Below are 18,385 nucleotides of genomic sequence, written 5' to 3'. Positions count from 1 at the left end.
TTCTTTACCTTGATCGTTTTCGCGGCCGAGATTGCCGCCAAAACTGTTAAAATGCTTATTATGGTGAAACCAAGAAAGACTCGCTCGTTTTCCTCGACGCCTGGGTCACCCCAGGACACTCCAGATTTTTCCGCTTCTTCCGATACCGCTCCCGCTTCCGAGTTGAATCTGGTCGATCATTTTCTGATTGCCATGCCGTCCATGCTGGATCCTGTATTCGGCGGCACCGTAATCTATTTGTGTGAACACAATACCAGCGGCGCCTTGGGTGTGATCATCAACAAGGCCACCGACATGACGATGGATGTGCTGTTCGAGCGCATCGATCTGAAGTTGGAGATTGCCGCAAACCGCGGACCATTCGATAGCAAGCCGGTCATGTTTGGCGGCCCCGTGCAGGTTGAGCGCGGCTTCGTGCTGCATTCGCCGCATGGCGGATTCTCGTCGATGATGAAGGTGACGGACGACATTGCAATGACTACGTCCAAGGATGTGCTGGAATCGGTGGCGGCCGGCGACGGACCCAGACGCATTCTTGTCAGCCTTGGCTGCGCCGGATGGAGCGCCGGGCAACTGGAAGAAGAAATCGCCCGCAATGGGTGGCTGACGGTACGCGCTGATCCGGCGATCATCTTCGATCTTCCGATCGAGGAGCGTTTTTCAGCGGCGATGAAGTTGCTGGGTTTCGACCCGGCCATGCTGGCGGGTGACGCGGGGCATGCCTAAGACGGTCCTCGCTTTCGATTTCGGCTTGAAACGTATTGGTGTTGCCGTCGGCAATACATTGGTCAGGCAGGCGCAACCGCTGACTGTCATTTCCGCCGCCACCAACGACGCGAAATTCGAGGCAATTGCCGTCCTGTTGAAAGAATGGCAGCCGGCTTGCTGCGTGGTGGGTTTGCCGAGCCATCCGGACGGCGCCGAGCATGAAATGACGGTGCGTTGCCGCCGATTCGCCAATCAGCTGAATGGCCGTTTCGGCGTGCCGACCGTGCTGGTGGACGAGCGGTATTCGTCCGCCGTGATTTCCCAACAGCGCGGCGAAACGATCGACGCCGAAGCTGCCGCAATTATTTTGCAACAATACTTCAATGACTATGCCGAATCCTAAATTCGATGCCGAGGCACTGTACAAGGTGCTCGCGGAGCGCGTGAAAGCGAGCCTCGCGAACGCCGAAAACGTGGCCATTGTCGGCATTTATTCCGGTGGCGCCTGGCTGGCCGAACGGCTGGCGGCCGAGTTGCAGCTTCAGGAACGTCTCGGCTTCATCGACGTGTCGTTCTACCGCGACGATTATGCGGAGAAGGGACTGCACGCCGAGGTGAAGCCGACGCACATTCCGTTCGAGGTCGAGGGCGCGACCATCGTGCTGGTGGATGATGTCCTGTACACCGGGCGAACCACGCGTGCTGCGATCAACGAGCTGTTCGACTACGGGCGCCCCGCGAAAATCATGCTCGCTGCCCTTGTCGATCGCGGTGGTCGCGAGCTGCCGATTGCCGCCGATTTTGTGGCGGATACGGTCACGCTGACCGACGGTCAACAACTTGTCCTGCAACGCGCCGACGACGGCCGACTATCCCTGACGGTGGATCATGCTTAATCCCCAACTGAACAAGAACGGTGAGCTGCAGCATCTTCTCACTATCGAAGGACTGCCCAAAGCGATCATCAACCACATCCTCGACACGGCATCGTCATTCGTTTCCGTCAGTGACCGCGAGGTGAAGAAGGTCCCGCTGATGCGCGGCAAGAGCGTATTCAACCTGTTCTTCGAGAACTCGACACGCACCCGCACAACCTTCGAGATTGCTTCCAAGCGGCTGTCTGCCGACGTGATCAATCTGAACATCGCAGCGTCGAGCACAACCAAGGGCGAATCCCTGCTCGACACGATCGACAACCTGGCGGCGATGCATGCCGACATGTTCGTCGTGCGCCATGCGCAGTCGGGCGCACCGTACCTGATCGCGAAGCACCTGGTGGACACCAACCGGCCGCATGTGCATGTCGTGAATGCGGGCGATGGCCGCCATGCGCATCCGACGCAAGGCCTGCTGGACATGTACACCATCCGCCATTACAAGAAGGACTTCACCAACCTGACGGTGGCAATCGTCGGCGACATCTTGCACAGTCGCGTTGCGCGCTCCGACATACACGCGTTGACGACGCTGGGTGTGCCCGAGGTACGCGCAGTAGGGCCGCAGACCTTGCTGCCGGGCGGCATGGAGCAGATGGGCGTGCGCGTTTTCACGGATATCAACGAGGGTTTGAAAGGCGTTGACGTGATCATCATGTTGCGCTTGCAAAATGAGCGCATGAGCGGCGCGCTGCTGCCATCCGCGCAGGAGTTCTTCAAGAGCTATGGACTGACGCCGGAGCGTTTGGCACTGGCCAAACCGGACGCTATCGTGATGCACCCGGGGCCGATGAACCGCGGCGTCGAGATCGATTCCGCGGTGGCAGATGGTGCGCAGGCCGTGATCCTGCCGCAGGTCACATTCGGCATTGCGGTGCGCATGGCGGTGATGAGCATATTGGCGGGAAATTAAACGATGAAAATCCACATTAAGAATGGCCGCGTCATCGATCCGGCCAACGGCATCGACGCGCAGCAGGATGTCTATATCGTTGCTGGCAAGATCGCCGCAACAGGGACGGCACCAGAGGGGTTTGCAGCAAGCCGGACGATTGATGCCAGCGGCATGGTCGTGGCTCCGGGACTGGTCGACTTGAGCGCGCGCTTGCGCGAACCTGGTTACGAATACAAGGCGACCCTCGAATCCGAAATGCAGGCCGCGATGCAAGGCGGCGTGACCAGCCTGGTGTGTCCGCCCGACACCGAACCTGTGCTCGACGAACCGGGGCTGGTCGAAATGCTGAAACACCGCGCCAAGAGCTTGAACCAGGCGCATGTCTATCCGCTCGGCGCCCTTACGGCGGACTTGAAAGGGGAAGCACTGACCGAGATGGCCGAACTGACGGAAGCCGGATGCATCGGCTTTTCGCAGGCGGATTCCCCGATATTCGACACCACCGTACTGATGCGCGCCATGCAGTATGCGAAGACCTTCGGATATACCGTCTGGCTGCGACCGCAGGATCCGCATCTTGGCAGCGGCGGGATCGCGCATAGCGGGGCTGTCGCTTCGCGCCTGGGGCTGCCCGGCGTTCCTGTGATAGCGGAAACGGTCGCGCTGCATACGATATTCGAGCTGGTGCGGGCCACCGGAGCACGGGTCCATCTGTGCCGCATCTCGTCCGCAGCGGGGATCGAGCTTGTCCGCGCGGCCAAGAAGGAAGGCCTGCCGGTGACCTGCGATGTTGGCGCTCACCATGTGCACCTGACCGACGTGGACATCGGCTTCTTCGATTCCAACGCACGCGTTACGCCGCCGTTCCGCGCCCAGCGCGATCGCGACGCAATTCGTCAGGGCTTGCTGGACGGGACGATTGACGTCATCTGTTCCGACCATACGCCGGTCGATGACGACGAGAAGTTGCTGCCCTTCGGAGAAGCCTCGCCAGGCGCGACCGGACTGGAATTGCTTCTGTCGCTGGCCTTGAAATGGGCGGACGAGTATGTCGACAAGTCGCAACAGCCGTTGAGCAAGGCTGTGGCGAAAGTGACGTGCGATCCGGCGCGTGTCGTGGGCCTGGCATCGGGCAGACTGAGCGTCGGCAGCGTCGCCGATGTTTGCGTATTCGATCCTGCCGCACGCTGGAAAGTGGAAGCGAAAACACTGGCCAGCCAAGGCAAGCACACACCTTTCCTTGGCTATGAGTTGCTCGGACAGGTGAGGGCGACCATTGTTTCCGGCCATATCGCCTTCGAACGCTGACCACCGCGCGCATGGTTGCTTTTCGCTTGCTGCGCGTGGTGCTTCATTTGTTTCGAGGACTGGCGGTTTGCGCGTTGATCTTTCCACTGATCGACGCGGCCGGGCGGCAGGGGCATGTGCGGCGATGGTCGCGCGAGCTGCTTGCGCTCTGCAATGTCGCGGTTCAGATCCGGCATGCGCAGGGCGTGCAGGACGCTCCACGCGCGTTGATCGTCGCCAATCATGTCTCCTGGCTCGATATCTTCGTCATCAACATGTTTCACCCCTGCCGGTTCGTGGCAAAGTCGGACATTCGTGACTGGCCGCTGATCGGGTGGCTATGCGAAAAGACCGGCACTATCTTCATCTCGCGCGGCAAGTTGCGCGACGTGAGGAGGATTTACCAAGGCTTGGTTACCAGCCTTCATGCCGGCGACCACGTCGCGTTTTTCCCTGAAGGCACAACTGCGCCGCAGGGGACGCTGCTGCCTTTTCATGCCAATCTGTTCGAAGCGGCAATTGAAGCGGAAGTGCCAGTTCAACCTTACGCCGTGCGTTACGTCGACAAGGAAGGGCGGTTGCATCCTGCTGCGGATTTCGTCGGCGAGATGAGTTTCCTGGAAAGCATGCTGACAGTACTGAAAGCTGGCGGCATGATCGTGCAGTTGACACTTCTGCCGACCATCGAAACCGGTACTGCGTCGCACCGGCGCGAACTCGCCGACGCGGCGCGTCGCGCGATTGCATCGGCGCTCGGTCCTGCCGAACGCGTCGTTGATCAAATCGATCCAGGGCGCTGATATTGCGGGCAGTCGACCTGCACCACGCGCCGATCTTCCAGGCAGACAGCGCTGAGCTTGCCGCCCCACAGGCAGCCGGTATCGAGGCTGATCAGATTGGGCCGCATGATCAGCCCCAGCGTGGACCAGTGGCCGAACACGACCGGCACATCTTCGGTCTTCCTGCCCGGCACATCAAACCAGCGCATATAGCCGGGCAATTCGGTTTCGACGCCCTTTGATACGGACAGGTCCATCTTTCCGTCGGCGGTGCAGAAACGAATCCGGGTCAATGCATTCACAATGCAGCGCAGGCGATCGGCGCCTTCCAGTGCATCATCCCATTTTGCCGGTTCGTTACCGTACATCTGCGCGAGAAAATCAACCCAGCGTGGGCTGCGCAGCACGTCTTCGACTTCGCCAGCGAGTGCCATCGTCTGCGGCGCAGTCCACTGCGGCGGCACGCCGGCGTGGACCAATAGATGACCGTTCTCGAACAGAGCCAGAGGCCGTCGGCGCAGCCAGTCGAGCAATTCGTCCCGGTCGGGGGCGTTCAGTACATCGTCGAGCGTGTCGGAGCGGTGCTGCTTGCGCAGGCCGCATGCGACCGCGAGCAGATGCAGGTCATGGTTTCCGAGCACTACTTCGGCGCGATCGCCAAGATCTCGCACCTCGCGGAGGGTCTCCAGTGAGTTCGGTCCGCGATTGACGAGATCGCCGACGAAGATCAGTCGCGGGGCGGGCGAGATGGCGTGAATGTGTTCCAGGAGTTCGGTCAGCTTTGGGCGGCAGCCCTGCAGGTCGCCGATGGCGTAAGTGGTCATAAAAACGATGCTGGTCAACAAGAAATCCAACAAAGCATTGCTTTTTCGCAAGATGCTCGCCGAAATGAAGGATTATATAAGCAGGTTATCCGGTTTTCCGGAGGAATGTCGCCGTAACAATTCTTTACCCATACAGCGGAAGAATCCTGTTGTAATGGAGTCGTAAGATTTTATTAATTAATTTCGAGTAAAATCATAGGTTTACTGTTTTTACTGAGCACAGGGATAAATGATTTTCGTGACAGGTGGGGCGGGCTTTATTGGCTCGAACTTTGTTCTCGACTGGCTGGCAAACGGTGACGAGTCAGTTGTGAACCTGGATAAGCTGACCTATGCGGGTAATCTGAATAACCTGTTGTCACTAAGGCAAGATACGCGCCATATTTTCGTTAAAGGCGATATTGGCGATACGGCGCTGGTGACCAGTCTGCTCAACAAGCACAGGCCGCGCGCCATCCTGCATTTTGCAGCTGAAAGCCATGTTGATCGCTCCATCCATGGCCCGGGCGAATTCATCAAGACCAATGTCAACGGCACATTCAGCCTGCTTGAAGCGGCACGTGCCTATTACGCGGAATTGAGCGAACCGGAACGTGCCGGGTTTCGCTTTCTGCATGTCTCCACCGATGAGGTATACGGGTCACTCGGCCCGGCCGATGCGCCCTTCACCGAGCAGACGGCCTATGCGCCCAACAGTCCGTATTCGGCTTCCAAGGCAGCCTCGGACCACCTTGTACGCGCCTACCACCATACCTATGGTCTGCCGACGCTGACCACCAATTGTTCCAATAATTACGGTCCGTATCATTTCCCGGAAAAGCTGATCCCGCTCGTCATCACTAATGCCCTTGCTGGCAAGGCTTTACCGATTTATGGCGATGGAAAGAACGTGAGGGACTGGCTGTATGTGGGCGACCACTGCGCCGCCATTCGCCGTGTACTCCAGGACGGCAGGCCGGGTGAAACCTATAACATCGGGGGATGGAACGAAAAAACCAATCTTGAAGTCGTGCACACGCTGTGCGACATCCTCGACAAGCTTGCGCCCAGGAAGGCCGGCAGCTATCGTGATCAAATCACTTTTGTGACGGACAGGCCGGGGCACGACCGCCGCTATGCAATCGATGCCGGCAAGATCGAGCGCGAGCTCGGATGGAAGCCTGCCGAAACCTTCGAGACCGGGATTCAAAAAACCGTGCAATGGTATCTCGACCACCAAGACTGGGTGTGCGACGTGCAGTCTGGCGAGTATCTGAAATGGGTCGAGAAGAACTACGCGCAGCGTGAGGGGGCGGGGGAATGACGAGCCAGCGCAAGGGCATCATTCTGGCAGGCGGCTCTGGCACTCGGCTGTACCCGGTGACGACGTCGGTTTCCAAGCAGTTGCTGCCAGTTTACGACAAGCCGATGATCTACTATCCGCTTACCACGCTGATGCTGGCGGGCATACGCGATATCCTGTTGATCTCCACGCCGCAGGACACGCCGCGCTTCAGCGAGTTGCTCGGCGATGGCAGCCAATGGGGGATCAATATCCACTACGCGGTTCAGCCCGCACCGGAGGGGCTGGCACAGGCCTTCATCATCGGGCGCGAATTTGTCGGCAATGCCTTGTCCGCGCTGATCCTTGGCGACAACATCTATTACGGCCACGATTTCGATGCGCAACTGCGCAAGGCTGCAGCCTGCGTAGACGGGGCAACGGTATTTGCCTACCACGTGCAGGATCCAGAACGGTATGGTGTGGTCGAGTTCGACGGCAACCGTCGCGCGATCAGCATTGTCGAGAAACCGAAGGCGCCGAAGTCGAACTATGCAGTGACCGGGCTCTATTTCTACGACCAGCAGGTGTGTGACATTGCCGCGGATATTCGCCCTTCCGCTCGCGGCGAGCTCGAAATTACCGACGTTAACCGGGCGTACCTCGAGCGCGGCAGCCTGAATGTCGAAGTCATGGGGCGCGGCATGGCGTGGCTCGATACGGGCACGCATGAATCGCTGATGGATGCGGGTCAATTCATCGCCACGATTGAAAAACGCCAGGGCTTGAAAGTCGCATGTCCGGAGGAAATCGCTTACCGCAAACGTTATATCAGCGCCGAGCAGCTTGAAAAGCTAGCGCAGCCGCTGCAGAAAAACGCCTACGGCCAGTATCTGCTGCAGATACTCAAAGACAAAGTATTCTGACGATGAAGCTCATTACGACATCCATCCGCGACGTTGCCATCCTCGAACCCAATGTGTTCGGTGATGCGCGCGGGTTTTTTTTCGAAAGCTTCAACGAGCGCGAATTCATGGCGCTCACCGGGGCGAAGGATATTCGCTTCGTGCAGGATAACCATTCCCGCTCAGCCAGGAATGTCTTGCGTGGGCTGCATTACCAGATTCAGCAGCCGCAAGGAAAACTCGTGCGTGTGGTCGCGGGCGAAGTCTTTGATGTTGCGGTCGACATCCGCAAGAGTTCGCCGACCTTCGGCAAGTGGGTAGGTGCGACACTTTCGGCGGACAACAAGCGGCAGATGTGGGTTCCCCCCGGATTTGCGCATGGCTTCATCGTGACCAGCGATTCGGCGGAATTTCTCTACAAGACCACGGATTATTGGGCTCCCGGATACGAACGCTGCATCGCATGGAATGATCCGGCAATCGGTATCGACTGGCCGCCCGGCATCGAGCCGGTGCTCTCCGAGAAAGACCGCAATGGCAAGCGTCTCGCCGAGGCGGAGGTGTTCGCGTGAGAATTCTTCTGACAGGAAGAACCGGTCAGGTCGGCTATGAGCTTGAACGCAGCCTGCAAGGCCTGGGCGAGATCGTTACGCTGGATCGCGCACAGATGGATCTGGCGGATCTTGACAGTGTGCGCGAGTCCATTCGCAACGTGCGACCGCATCTTATCGTCAATCCTGCAGCGTATACGGCGGTGGACAAGGCCGAGAGCGAGGCGGAACTGGCATTGCGCATCAATGGCGAGGCCCCGGCAGTGATGGCCGAAGAAGCCAGCAAGCTCGGTGCGGCGATGATTCACTTTTCTACGGATTATGTGTTTGACGGCAGAAAGAGTGGCGCCTATTCCGAGGAAGACCCGACCTGCCCGATCAATGTCTACGGTCGAAGCAAGCTGGCCGGCGAGCAGGCGATTCAGGCGAGCGGCATTCCGCACTTGATCTTTCGCACCAGCTGGGTCTATGGCCTGCGCGGCAAGAACTTCCTGCTGACGGTGCGGCGCCTGGCCGAAGAGCGCGACGAGTTGCGCATTGTTGTCGATCAGCACGGCGCGCCCACCTGGTGCCGTACCATTTCCGATGCAACCGCGCATGTTGTGGCGTTTCTCGGTGCGGGTAAAAAGCTTGTTGGCCTGGATCAGGATCTGTGGCGGGAGAAATCCGGTCTTTACCATCTTGCTGCGCAAGGTCAAACCACATGGCATGGTTTTGCTCAGACTATTGTTGCGCATTGGTCAGTAAACAGAAAGCCGGTAGTCACGCCAATTGCAACACAGGATTATCCGCTACCCGCCAGACGGCCCGCCAATTCGGTGCTGTCATGCGAGCGGTTTGTGAACACATTCTGCGGCCTGCCCGACTGGCGCGGTGCGCTGCGTTTGTGCATGGAGTAGGAACGACAGTCCGGAATTGAGACAGCATGTCTCCGCCCGACGCAGGGCGCCCTAACAACATAAACAGTGAGATAGCATCATGTTGATCCCCATTATTCTCTCAGGTGGCGCCGGAACCCGGTTGTGGCCGGTATCGCGGGAGGCCCATCCGAAACCGTTCATGCGTATCGGCGGCGGCAAGAGCCTGCTGACGCAAACCCATGAACGCGCGCTGGCCGTATCCAATAATACGGCGCCGTTGATCGTCACCAATCGCGACTACTATTTTCTCTCCCATGACGAGTTGGCCGACCAGGCGGTCAAGCCGAGCTACCTGCTGGAACCGGTCGGGCGCAATACCGCGCCGGCGATCGCGTTAGCCGCGCTGTGGGCGGTGGAGCAGAAAAGCGATGCCTGCATGCTGGTCATGCCTGCCGATCACCTGATCAAGGACACGCCCTCGTTCTATACATCGGTGCGCCACGCGGAAGCGCTCGCGAAAGACGGCTTCCTGGTGCTGTTCGGCATCAAGCCCAAGGCACCCGAAACCGGCTTTGGCTACATCGAGATGGGCGACCAAGTGAGCCAGCATGCGCAGGTGGTGCAGCGCTTCGTGGAAAAGCCCGACGCCGTCACGGCGGGGCGTTATCTTGCACAAGGCAATTACGTCTGGAACAGCGGCATGTTCTGCTTCAAGGCCAGCGCGATCCTGGATGCCTTCGCAACCTACAACCCGGTCCTGCTGGATGCGGCACGCGCGGTATGGGCAAGCACCAAGGCCGATGGCGACAAGATGGAATTGCCGAGCACGTTCTCTGCACTCGAAAACATCTCTATTGACTACGCAGTCATGGAAAAAGCCAAGAACATTGCCGTCATTCCCGGTGACTTCGACTGGAGCGATATCGGCGCATGGAATGCGGTGGCGGACGCCATTCCGGCCGATCAAGACGGCAATACCAACAACAATTGCCAGACCATTGTCATTGACAGCCGCAATACGCATATCGAGACCAGGGACCGGCTGGTCGCGATCATCGGCCTGGACAACCTGCTGGTGATCGATACGCCGGATGCGCTGCTGGTGGCGGACAAGTCGAAGAGCCAGGAAGTGAAGGAAGTTGTCAACCGCCTCAGGGCCAGCGGCCACGATGCGCACAAGGTGCATCGCACCGTTGCCCGCCCATGGGGAACCTACACTGTGCTGCAGGAAGCGCCGGGCTTCAAGATCAAACGCATCGCCGTCAAACCCGGCGCATCGCTGTCGCTCCAAATGCATCATCATCGCAGTGAGCATTGGGTCGTGGTCTCCGGTACCGCGCAGGTCATCAATGGCGAACAAACCATCAAGCTCGAGGCAAACCAGTCGACCTATATCCCGGCCGGGAGCAAGCACCGTTTGACTAATGTCGGTGATACGGAATTGGCATTGATAGAGGTACAATGCGGGTCTTACCTGGGCGAGGATGACATCGTCCGCTTTGATGACGTATACGGCAGGGTTCAATAATGGCAGTAGGCATGTTGCGTTCGGTATGGAGCTATCGCGGCTTCATTTCGGGCAGCGTCAAGCGCGAATTCCAGACGCGCTATCGCAATTCGCTGTTGGGCGCAGCATGGACCATATTGAATCCGCTGGCGATGATCGTGGTCTATACCGTGATTTTTTCGCAGGTGATGAAGGCCAAGCTGCCGGGCGTGGACAACGGGTTCGCCTACAGCATCTATCTGTGCGCCGGCGTTCTAACTTGGGGACTGTTTGCTGAAATCGTCGGGCGTGCGCAGAACGTTTTTATCGAGAACGCCAACCTGATCAAGAAAATCAGCTTTCCGCGTATCTGCCTGCCGGTCATCGTGGTCCTCAATGCTGGGGTGAATTTCGCGATCATTTTCGGGCTGTTCGTGCTGTTCCTGATTTTTTCCGGCACGTTCCCCGGGCCAAGTTTTATTGCGATGTTTCCTGTGCTGGCGATCCAGGTCATCTTTTCGATCGGCCTCGGTATTTCGGTCGGTGTGCTGAATGTGTTCTTTCGCGATGTCGGACAGGCGTTCGCAGTGCTGCTGCAGTTCTGGTTCTGGTTCACCCCGGTGGTGTACCCGGCCTCTATCCTGCCGTCCGCGGTCAAGCCTTACGTCAACTGGAATCCGATGGTGCCCTTGATCGCGGCATACCAGGACATACTGGTGCATGGACGATGGCCACAATGGGAGAGTCTGCTGGTCCCGGCAGCGCTGGCAGTCCTGTTCTGCATAGTGGGCATGCACCTGTTTCGCAAGCGGGTAGGTGAAATCGTCGATGAACTTTGAAGCGCATCATGCGCTGCGTCAACATCGTTGATACGGTCAAGCGCTACAACATCGGCTGGTTACGCGCAGCACGGTAGCTATGTCTCTATAATTCCTTCAAGAACTCCTATTAAAAATGAATAAACCATCTACAGCGATTATTACCGGCATCACCGGCCAGGATGGCGCCTATCTCGCCGAGCTTCTGCTGAGCAAGGGCTATCAAGTGGTCGGCACCTACCGCCGCACCAGTTCCGTGAATTTCTGGCGCATCGAAGAGCTTGGCATCGACAAGCATCCGAATCTGCAGCTGGTTGAATATGACCTGACCGATTTGAGCGCCAGCATCCGTCTGCTGCAATCGACCGGCGCGACCGAGGTGTACAACCTGGCGGCCCAGAGCTTTGTCGGCGTCTCTTTCGATCAGCCGGTGACCACGGCGGAAATTACCGGGATCGGGCCGCTCAACCTGCTGGAAGCGATTCGCATCGTCAATCCGGCAGTGCGCTTCTACCAGGCATCGACCTCCGAAATGTTCGGCAAGGTGCAGGCCATTCCGCAAATCGAGAGCACGCCGTTCTACCCGCGCAGCCCCTATGGCGTGGCCAAGCTCTACGCGCACTGGATCACCATCAATTATCGCGAGTCGTACAACATCTTCGGCTGCAGCGGTATTCTGTTCAATCATGAATCCCCCTTGCGCGGTCGCGAGTTCGTCACCCGCAAGATCACTGACACCGTTGCCAAGATCCGCCTCGGCAAGGCAAGCATGCTGGAGCTCGGCAACATGGATGCCAAACGCGACTGGGGCTATGCGAAGGAATACGTGGAAGGCATGTGGCGCATGCTGCAGGCTGCCGAGCCGGATACTTACGTGCTCGCAACCAACCGTACCGAAACCGTGCGCGACTTTGTGACCATGGCCTTCAAGGCGGCGGATTACCAGCTCGAATGGCGCGGCAAGGGCGAGCAGGAAGTCGCCCTGGATGCTGCCACCGGCAAAACGCTGGTGCGGGTGAATCCCCGGTTCTACCGGCCGTCGGAAGTCGACCTCTTGATCGGTGACCCTGCCAAGGCAAAGGCCAAGCTCGGCTGGGCACCCGCAACCACGCTGGAACAGCTTTGCCAGATGATGGTACAGGCCGATTTGCGCAGAAACGAGCGTGGCTTCTCTTTCTGAAAAGACATTTGTGACTGAACAGCGTCGTGTATTGCTGACTGGCGTCAACGGTTTTACCGGCAAATATGTCCGGGCGGAGCTGGAGGCGGCCGGGTATACCGTGATCGGGGCCGTGGTCGGCGCCCCCTCGGGGCCGAATGAGGTGATCCTTGACATTACCTCATTGGACAATTGCCGCCGTGTGATGGAAACAGTGCGGCCTGATTACGTGATTCACCTGGCCGCAATCAGCTTCGTACAGCATGCGGATGTGGAGGCGTTTTATCATGTGAACGTGATCGGCACGCTCAATCTGATACAGGCGATTGCCGATGCCGGGCTTTCACCGCAGCGCGTACTGGTGGCAAGCAGCGCCAACATCTACGGCAATGCCAAGGCGGGTGTCATCTCCGAGGAACAGCCGCCCGAGCCGGTCAATCACTACGCGACCAGCAAGCTTGCCATGGAGTACATGGTCCGGACCTGGTGCGATCGCCTGCCGATCGTCATCACGCGTCCGTTCAATTACACCGGCGTCGGACAGGCGCCGCATTTCCTGATCCCGAAGATCGTTTCGCACTTCACGCGCCGCGCCGCAGTGATCGAACTCGGGAACCTGGATGTGGAGCGCGATTTCTCGGATGTCCGTATGGTGGCACGCGCCTATCGCGGATTGCTCGAGCATGATTGCGCGGGGCAGGTGGTGAATATCTGCAGCGGTCGTCCATACGCCATACGCGACATCCTTGGGCTCATGCGCGAGATCGCCGGCTATGAAATCGACGTACGGGTGAACCCGGCTTTTGTGAGACATTCGGAGGTCAAGACGCTGGTGGGTTCGACCGAGAAGTTGCGCAGGCTGATCGGTGAACTTAACTATATTCCGCTGGAAGAGACGCTGCGGTGGATGGTCAGCGCGAAATGAGCTCGATCCGCGTGGGCTTGAGCACGACGACGGTTGAGCCGATATTGACGAAGGGTTGTCTGGACGGGATTGGCGTCTATTCCAATGCCTTGCTGCGGGGCTTGCCCGCTTTCGGTTGCGAAGTGACGGGGTATTCGTTTTCCACGCTGCCCGGCAAAGGATCAAAGGGCAAGTTTCGCCTGGGCCGGGCGATGTCGCACTCGTACAGCGCACTGTCGATACGGGATTTTTTGACGCCGGGTTCGGTGAGAAGCGATCTGCCGGTCGATGTGTATCATGCGACCGACTATCGAATCATCAGGATGCATTGCCCGGTGATTGCGACCTTGCACGACGCGATCCCGCTGACGCATCCCGAATGGACCAGAAAGAACCTGAGAGGCATCAAGAACTGGGTGCAGAAGAATGCAGCGCACAAGGCGGACCATGTGATTGCGCTCTCGCGTTTCGCCGTCAAGGAACTGGTGGAGTCGTACGGCATTGATGAACGTCGGATCACGGTCGTGCATTGCGGCGTGGATCCGGCTTGGCAGGAACGTCCGGAGCAGTCCGCGATTGACGAAACATGCAAGATGTATGGCTTGCGTCCGGGATATTTTCTTTTTGTCGGCACGCTGCAACCGCGAAAAAATGTTGAACGAATCGTCGATGCGTACCTGAGCTTGCCGATGGATATGCAGCGTGATCGGCAACTGGTCATCGTCGGGCGGGCTGGCTGGGGATGCGAGGTTTTGTTGAGCAAACTCCGGGCTGCGGTCCAGGATGGCGCCAATATTGTATGGATCAACGACTTGACGCAGGAAGAACGCCTGCGGCACGTGTATGCGGAAGCGGGCGTTTTTGTCTTTCCTTCGCTCTATGAAGGCTTCGGTATTCCTGTTGTCGAGGCCTTTGCATCGGGAGTGCCGGTCGTGACTTCCAGCACGACCTCCTTGCCGGAAGTTTCCGAGGGTGCCGCGCTGGAAGTGGATCCGTTGTCCACTGGCGAGATAAGGGACGCGATGCTGAAACTGGCGACCGATGATATCTTGCGGAGGAAGTGCATTGCCGCCGGTCGCGAACGCGCCGCGCAACTGACCTGGAATCGCACAATGGAAGAGACGGTGGCCGTGTATCGCTCAGTGATCGGAAGCGTGTGACATGTCGGGGACAATCAAGGTTCTTCACGTTTTCAAGACTTACTACCCGGACTCGATGGGCGGCGTGGAGGCGGTCATTCGTCAATTGACGGCGGCCACTGCGCCGATGGGCGTCTCGAACCGGATATTTACACTGAGCTGGCAGGGAAATGCGAGTCCCGTGCTGCGCGAGGGCACCGTGGAGGTGTTGCGGGCGCAGACACATCTGGAAATCGCGTCAACGCCGATCTCCTTCAATGCCCTGCATCTGTTCCGCGATTCGGTGGCGCGCGCCGACCTGGTTCACTATCACTATCCCTGGCCATTCGGGGATGTGCTGAACCTGCTTGCCGGCCATGCCAAGCCTGCGATCCTGACTTACCACTCCGATATCGTTCGCCAGCGCATGCTGATGCCGGCCTACCGGCCGCTGATGCGACGCTTCTTCGCCAACGTGGACATGATTGTGCCGACCTCGCCCAACTACCTCCAGAGCAGCGAGATACTGCAGGAATATCGGGACAAGGCGACCGTCATTCCGATCGGCCTGGATGAAACTTGTTATCCGGAGCCGACGCCCGAGCGATTGCGTTACTGGCGCGAGCAGGAAGGCGAAGGATTTTTCCTGTTTGTCGGTGTGCTGCGTTATTACAAGGGCTTGCATATTCTGCTCGATGCCTGTGCCAATAACAACAGCCGGGTCGTGATTGTCGGCGCCGGTCCGGTCGAAGCGAGTCTGCGACAGCAGGCCACGCGCCTGGGCCTGACGAACGTGCGCTTCGTCGGCGCGGTACCGGACGAGGACAAGGTGGCGCTGCTGAAGTTGTGCAAGGCGGTTGTCTTTCCTTCGCATCTGCGCTCCGAGGCGTTCGGTGTGACCCTGCTCGAAGGCGCCATGTATGGCAAGCCGCTCATCTCATCCGAAATCGGTACGGGCAGCAGCTATGTGAATGTCGACGGGCTGACAGGGATTGTCGTGCCGCCGAGCGATCCGGTGGCGCTGCGAGAGGCGATGCAGCGCCTGGAACATGACCCGGCACTGGCGGAGCAAATGGGGCAACGGGCGCGAGAACGTTTTGTCAGCCTGTTTACGGCGCAGAAAATGGCCAAGGCCTATGTCGAATTGTATGAGCGGGTTCTCGATCAGCGGCAGTTGATGCGTGCAGCGTAGCCAGCGTCAGCTGGGTGTCAGTCCTGATATCCACGAGGATTCGTGTTCTGCCAGCGCCAGTGATCCGCGCACATTTCTTCCAGGCCTTTGCGCGCTTTCCAGTCGAGCAGGGCTTCCGCGTGTGACGGATCGGAATAGCATGTTGCAACATCGCCGGGGCGTCGCTGCGTGATTTCATAGGGAATCGTGATACCGCTTGCTGATTCGAATGCACGGACCACATCGAGCACGCTGTAGCCGCGACCGGTACCCAGGTTCAGCGTAAAGCTGTCGGCAGCGTCGAAGAGGCATGCGAGTGCTGCCACATGCCCTTGCGCGAGATCGACGACATGGATGTAGTCACGGACCCCGGTTCCGTCCGGTGTGGGATAGTCGTCGCCAAACACCATCAGCCGCGGCATGCGTCCCACCGCCACCTGCGCGACATAAGGCATCAGGTTGTTCGGCACGCCGCGCGGGTCTTCGCCGATCAAGCCACTGGGATGCGCACCGACCGGGTTGAAGTAGCGCAGCACTCCCATGGCCCAGGACGGGTCCGATTGGACCAGGTCATGCAATATTTGTTCGACCATCAGCTTCGATCGACCGTATGGGTTGGTCGGCGACAAGGGCGCCGCTTCGGTGATGGGAACGGATTGCGGCGCACCGTAGACGGTTGCAGAGGAACTGAACAGAAAGCGCTTGACCCCTGCCTGCGACAGCGCCTGCAACAGCGTGACCGTGCCGGAGACATTGTTGTCGAAGTACGCGAGCGGTTCTTTGACGGACTCGCCGACGGCCTTGAGTCCTGCGAAGTGGATGGCCGCATCAATTTGATGTTTGACGAGGAGAGCGTCCAGCGCGATCCTGTCGCGGACGTCGACTTGATAAAAATGAATCGGTTTAGCGGTGATTTTCTCGACACGCGACAGCGATACCCGCGAGCTGTTGCAGAGGTTGTCGACCGCGACAACCGCATAGCCTGCAGAAAGCAATTCGACGCAGGTGTGCGAGCCGATATAGCCCGCGGCGCCGGTGACCAGAACCGTTTTGTCCGTATGCATGAATTGACCGCGATTTCGTTGAAAAGCTTGCTGCCAGGAGGCATTCCGAGCGCCGGTGCCGTCGCCAGCACGATTTTCCTGAAAACCTGATCGTGCGAGCTTATGGCCTGATGGTTTCTCCTATATTATAGAGAGTTGGCAATATTTAAATTAAATAAGAATCAGGCGGTTTCGACATTCGTAGCCCGAGGCTGCACAATCGACGCGAACCAGAGATTTCGGGTCTTGCAATACCGGCCAATGCAGGCTAACGCATCGGGCCGAACCGGCATCTTCCGTATGCCGCCTGACGGTATGAATGCGTTTTTCAAGTCTCCAGCAGACCGGCTTTGCCTGCATGGCTCCCGGCAACAAGATTAATTTTTCCGGTGCAAGATCGACATTGAAAACGTGGAGCGGGAAAACCGCTTTTCTTCCGGTTCAAACACAGCATACATGCATTCAATCATAGTCAGCTTTTTCGTCGCATTGATGGTGGGTTTCTTCATCATCAAGCTGTCAGTCGTTAACGAAAAAACCCTGGACTACGAACTGAATGGCGCGCAAAAATTCCACTCCCATCCGGTTCCCCGCATCGGCGGACTGGCAATTTTCATTGCCGTGGCGGCGGGTGCCGGGCTTGCTTACTGGCGTGCTCCTCACATCGGCGCCTGGATATTTCTGCTGCTGTTGTCTTCGACACTCGCATTCGGTTCCGGCATACTGGAAGACTGGACCAAGAACGTCGGCGTTCTGTACCGTTTGATTTTTACGCTGCTCTCGGCGGTGGTCGGCTATTTTCTCTTGCATGCGGCGATCGTCAGGATCGACGTTTCCTTCATTGACTCCTGCCTGAAATTTGCGCCGGTATCGCTGCTTTTTACGGTGCTTTGCGTCGCCGGCATTGCCAACGGCATCAATATCATCGACGGCTTCAACGGACTGGCCGGTGCGATCTCGATATTCATCGCATTGTCGCTTGCCTATGTTTCGATGCAGGTCGGCGATGCGCATGTCACGACGGCGGCACTGGTACTTGCCGGGGCGACAGCAGGATTCATGATCTGGAACTATCCGTTCGGCCTCATTTTCCTCGGCGACGGCGGGGCTTACTTCCTCGGCTTCATGCTGGCGGAGCTGGCAGTCTTGTTGATTGCTCGCAATCCGCAAGTGTCGGCATGGTATGCAGCCCTGCTGATGATTTATCCGGCATTCGAAGTCATCTTTTCGATATACCGAAAGAAATTTGTGCGCGGCATTTCGCCCGGCATACCGGATGGCGTTCATCTGCATATGCTTGTCTTCAAACGTCTGGTACGCTGGACGCTGGGCACACAAGGAGCGCGCGCAAAAACGCGGCGCAATGCATTGACTTCTCCTTATCTCTGGCTCTTGTCCCTGACTGCCATCATCCCGGCCACTTTGTTCTGGCACAGCAAGTGGGTGCTCGTCGGATTTTGTGCACTATTTGTAGTCGGCTATACATGGCTGTATGCGCAAATCGTACGATTCAATGCGCCGCAGTGGATGATCCTGCGGAAGAAGAAATAACGTTTTGCTTTTAGTTGATTTTGAGGTTTTGTTTTATGTCCGTACTTTCACCGAGCATTTTCAAGGCATACGATATCCGCGGCATCGTGGGCAAGACACTGGACATCGGCATCGCCCGCCAGATCGGCCA

The 18,385-nt window shown here is 58.1% G+C and carries 19 protein-coding genes; 17 read left to right on the top strand and 2 right to left on the bottom strand.

The window, feature by feature from the left end; translation table 11 throughout:
• Positions 1–60: 60 nt before the first annotated feature.
• From E6W33_RS00095 to E6W33_RS00070, 6 genes are read left to right on the top strand one after another with little or no spacing between them, the layout of a single operon-like run.
• The gene (locus E6W33_RS00095; RefSeq protein WP_136413136.1) at positions 61–726 is read left to right on the top strand and encodes a YqgE/AlgH family protein; all 666 of its coding nucleotides are present in this window, start codon (positions 61–63) and stop codon (positions 724–726) included.
• Positions 719–1,111 (top strand): Holliday junction resolvase RuvX, encoded by a 393-nt coding sequence (gene ruvX, locus E6W33_RS00090; RefSeq protein WP_136413135.1) that lies wholly within the window; start codon positions 719–721, stop codon positions 1,109–1,111. The genes E6W33_RS00095 and ruvX overlap by 8 nt, the downstream gene beginning before the upstream one ends.
• Positions 1,098–1,604 (top strand): bifunctional pyr operon transcriptional regulator/uracil phosphoribosyltransferase PyrR, encoded by a 507-nt coding sequence (gene pyrR, locus E6W33_RS00085; RefSeq protein ID WP_136413134.1) that lies wholly within the window; start codon positions 1,098–1,100, stop codon positions 1,602–1,604. The genes ruvX and pyrR overlap by 14 nt, the downstream gene beginning before the upstream one ends.
• Complete coding sequence (locus E6W33_RS00080) at positions 1,597–2,556, top strand: aspartate carbamoyltransferase catalytic subunit (RefSeq protein ID WP_136413133.1); 960 nt, start codon at positions 1,597–1,599, stop codon at positions 2,554–2,556. The genes pyrR and E6W33_RS00080 overlap by 8 nt, the downstream gene beginning before the upstream one ends.
• Positions 2,557–2,559: 3 nt before the next feature.
• Entirely contained in the window at positions 2,560–3,846 is a 1,287-nt protein-coding gene (locus E6W33_RS00075) for a dihydroorotase (RefSeq protein WP_136413132.1), read from the top strand.
• An 11-nt stretch (positions 3,847–3,857) separates the two neighbouring features.
• The gene (locus tag E6W33_RS00070; protein WP_136413131.1) at positions 3,858–4,625 is read left to right on the top strand and encodes a lysophospholipid acyltransferase family protein; all 768 of its coding nucleotides are present in this window, start codon (positions 3,858–3,860) and stop codon (positions 4,623–4,625) included.
• On the opposite strand, the gene E6W33_RS00065 is transcribed toward E6W33_RS00070, so the two are convergent.
• Positions 4,604–5,428, bottom strand: coding sequence for a symmetrical bis(5'-nucleosyl)-tetraphosphatase (locus E6W33_RS00065; RefSeq protein WP_136413130.1), 825 nt, complete (start codon positions 5,426–5,428; stop codon positions 4,604–4,606). The two genes, E6W33_RS00070 and E6W33_RS00065, sit on opposite strands and share 22 nt — an antisense overlap.
• Before the next feature lie 229 nt (positions 5,429–5,657).
• Between E6W33_RS00065 and rfbB the strand changes: the two genes are divergently transcribed.
• The 10 genes from rfbB to E6W33_RS00015 all read left to right on the top strand — a co-directional run bounded on the left by rfbB (position 5,658) and on the right by E6W33_RS00015 (position 15,682).
• A complete protein-coding gene (gene rfbB, locus E6W33_RS00060; RefSeq protein ID WP_136413129.1) occupies positions 5,658–6,731 on the top strand; it encodes a dTDP-glucose 4,6-dehydratase in 1,074 nt (357 codons plus the stop codon).
• A complete protein-coding gene (rfbA, locus tag E6W33_RS00055; RefSeq protein WP_136413128.1) occupies positions 6,728–7,615 on the top strand; it encodes a glucose-1-phosphate thymidylyltransferase RfbA in 888 nt (295 codons plus the stop codon). Before rfbB ends, rfbA begins: the two co-directional genes overlap by 4 nt.
• On the top strand, positions 7,612–8,166 hold the full coding sequence (gene rfbC / locus E6W33_RS00050) for a dTDP-4-dehydrorhamnose 3,5-epimerase (RefSeq protein WP_211097217.1): 555 nt from the start codon (positions 7,612–7,614) through the stop codon (positions 8,164–8,166). Before rfbA ends, rfbC begins: the two co-directional genes overlap by 4 nt.
• Positions 8,163–9,044 (top strand): dTDP-4-dehydrorhamnose reductase, encoded by an 882-nt coding sequence (gene rfbD, locus E6W33_RS00045; RefSeq protein ID WP_136413126.1) that lies wholly within the window; start codon positions 8,163–8,165, stop codon positions 9,042–9,044. Before rfbC ends, rfbD begins: the two co-directional genes overlap by 4 nt.
• Before the next feature lie 79 nt (positions 9,045–9,123).
• Positions 9,124–10,533 carry a mannose-1-phosphate guanylyltransferase/mannose-6-phosphate isomerase gene (locus E6W33_RS00040; RefSeq protein ID WP_136413125.1) on the top strand — a complete coding sequence of 470 codons (1,410 nt, stop codon included), beginning with the start codon at positions 9,124–9,126 and terminating at the stop codon, positions 10,531–10,533.
• Positions 10,534–10,544: 11 nt separating this feature from the next.
• Positions 10,545–11,330, top strand: a complete 786-nt coding sequence (locus E6W33_RS00035) for an ABC transporter permease (RefSeq protein WP_168798472.1) — start codon at positions 10,545–10,547, stop codon at positions 11,328–11,330.
• Between the two features lie 115 nt (positions 11,331–11,445).
• Entirely contained in the window at positions 11,446–12,489 is a 1,044-nt protein-coding gene (gmd, locus tag E6W33_RS00030) for a GDP-mannose 4,6-dehydratase (RefSeq protein ID WP_136413123.1), read from the top strand.
• Positions 12,473–13,393 carry a GDP-mannose 4,6-dehydratase gene (locus E6W33_RS00025; protein ID WP_247869470.1) on the top strand — a complete coding sequence of 307 codons (921 nt, stop codon included), beginning with the start codon at positions 12,473–12,475 and terminating at the stop codon, positions 13,391–13,393. The genes gmd and E6W33_RS00025 overlap by 17 nt, the downstream gene beginning before the upstream one ends.
• On the top strand, positions 13,390–14,532 hold the full coding sequence (locus E6W33_RS00020) for a glycosyltransferase family 1 protein (protein WP_136413122.1): 1,143 nt from the start codon (positions 13,390–13,392) through the stop codon (positions 14,530–14,532). Before E6W33_RS00025 ends, E6W33_RS00020 begins: the two co-directional genes overlap by 4 nt.
• 1 nt (position 14,533) lies before the next feature.
• A complete protein-coding gene (locus E6W33_RS00015; RefSeq protein ID WP_282183671.1) occupies positions 14,534–15,682 on the top strand; it encodes a glycosyltransferase family 4 protein in 1,149 nt (382 codons plus the stop codon).
• A gap of 17 nt (positions 15,683–15,699) precedes the next feature.
• On the opposite strand, the gene galE is transcribed toward E6W33_RS00015, so the two are convergent.
• The gene (galE, locus tag E6W33_RS00010; protein WP_136413121.1) at positions 15,700–16,725 is read right to left on the bottom strand and encodes a UDP-glucose 4-epimerase GalE; all 1,026 of its coding nucleotides are present in this window, start codon (positions 16,723–16,725) and stop codon (positions 15,700–15,702) included.
• A 435-nt stretch (positions 16,726–17,160) separates the two neighbouring features.
• On the opposite strand from galE, the gene E6W33_RS00005 reads away from it, so the two are divergent.
• The gene (locus E6W33_RS00005) at positions 17,161–18,255 is read left to right on the top strand and encodes a glycosyltransferase (protein ID WP_136413120.1); all 1,095 of its coding nucleotides are present in this window, start codon (positions 17,161–17,163) and stop codon (positions 18,253–18,255) included.
• Positions 18,256–18,385: the final 130 nt, after the last annotated feature.

This window comes from Herbaspirillum sp. ST 5-3, from assembly GCF_004804275.1.
Taxonomy (GTDB): Bacteria; Pseudomonadota; Gammaproteobacteria; order Burkholderiales; family Burkholderiaceae_D; genus Noviherbaspirillum.
The sequence above is the reverse complement of the archived record's forward strand: the minus strand, read 5'-3'. Positions and strand labels throughout refer to the sequence as shown.

Bases quoted from the DNA above. Each gene is read 5' to 3' on its own strand.
- E6W33_RS00095 (WP_136413136.1), top strand. From the start codon at position 61: ATGGTGAAACCAAGAAAGACTCGCTCGTTTTCCTCGACGCCTGGGTCA.
- ruvX (WP_136413135.1), top strand. From the start codon at position 719: ATGCCTAAGACGGTCCTCGCTTTCGATTTCGGCTTGAAACGTATTGGT.
- pyrR (WP_136413134.1), top strand. From the start codon at position 1,098: ATGCCGAATCCTAAATTCGATGCCGAGGCACTGTACAAGGTGCTCGCG.
- E6W33_RS00080 (WP_136413133.1), top strand. From the start codon at position 1,597: ATGCTTAATCCCCAACTGAACAAGAACGGTGAGCTGCAGCATCTTCTC.
- E6W33_RS00075 (WP_136413132.1), top strand. From the start codon at position 2,560: ATGAAAATCCACATTAAGAATGGCCGCGTCATCGATCCGGCCAACGGC.
- E6W33_RS00070 (WP_136413131.1), top strand. From the start codon at position 3,858: ATGGTTGCTTTTCGCTTGCTGCGCGTGGTGCTTCATTTGTTTCGAGGA.
- E6W33_RS00065 (WP_136413130.1), bottom strand. From the start codon at position 5,428: ATGACCACTTACGCCATCGGCGACCTGCAGGGCTGCCGCCCAAAGCTG.
- rfbB (WP_136413129.1), top strand. From the start codon at position 5,658: ATGATTTTCGTGACAGGTGGGGCGGGCTTTATTGGCTCGAACTTTGTT.
- rfbA (WP_136413128.1), top strand. From the start codon at position 6,728: ATGACGAGCCAGCGCAAGGGCATCATTCTGGCAGGCGGCTCTGGCACT.
- E6W33_RS00040 (WP_136413125.1), top strand. From the start codon at position 9,124: ATGTTGATCCCCATTATTCTCTCAGGTGGCGCCGGAACCCGGTTGTGG.
- E6W33_RS00035 (WP_168798472.1), top strand. From the start codon at position 10,545: ATGTTGCGTTCGGTATGGAGCTATCGCGGCTTCATTTCGGGCAGCGTC.
- gmd (WP_136413123.1), top strand. From the start codon at position 11,446: ATGAATAAACCATCTACAGCGATTATTACCGGCATCACCGGCCAGGAT.
- E6W33_RS00020 (WP_136413122.1), top strand. From the start codon at position 13,390: ATGAGCTCGATCCGCGTGGGCTTGAGCACGACGACGGTTGAGCCGATA.
- E6W33_RS00015 (WP_282183671.1), top strand. From the start codon at position 14,534: ATGTCGGGGACAATCAAGGTTCTTCACGTTTTCAAGACTTACTACCCG.
- galE (WP_136413121.1), bottom strand. From the start codon at position 16,725: ATGCATACGGACAAAACGGTTCTGGTCACCGGCGCCGCGGGCTATATC.
- E6W33_RS00005 (WP_136413120.1), top strand. From the start codon at position 17,161: ATGCATTCAATCATAGTCAGCTTTTTCGTCGCATTGATGGTGGGTTTC.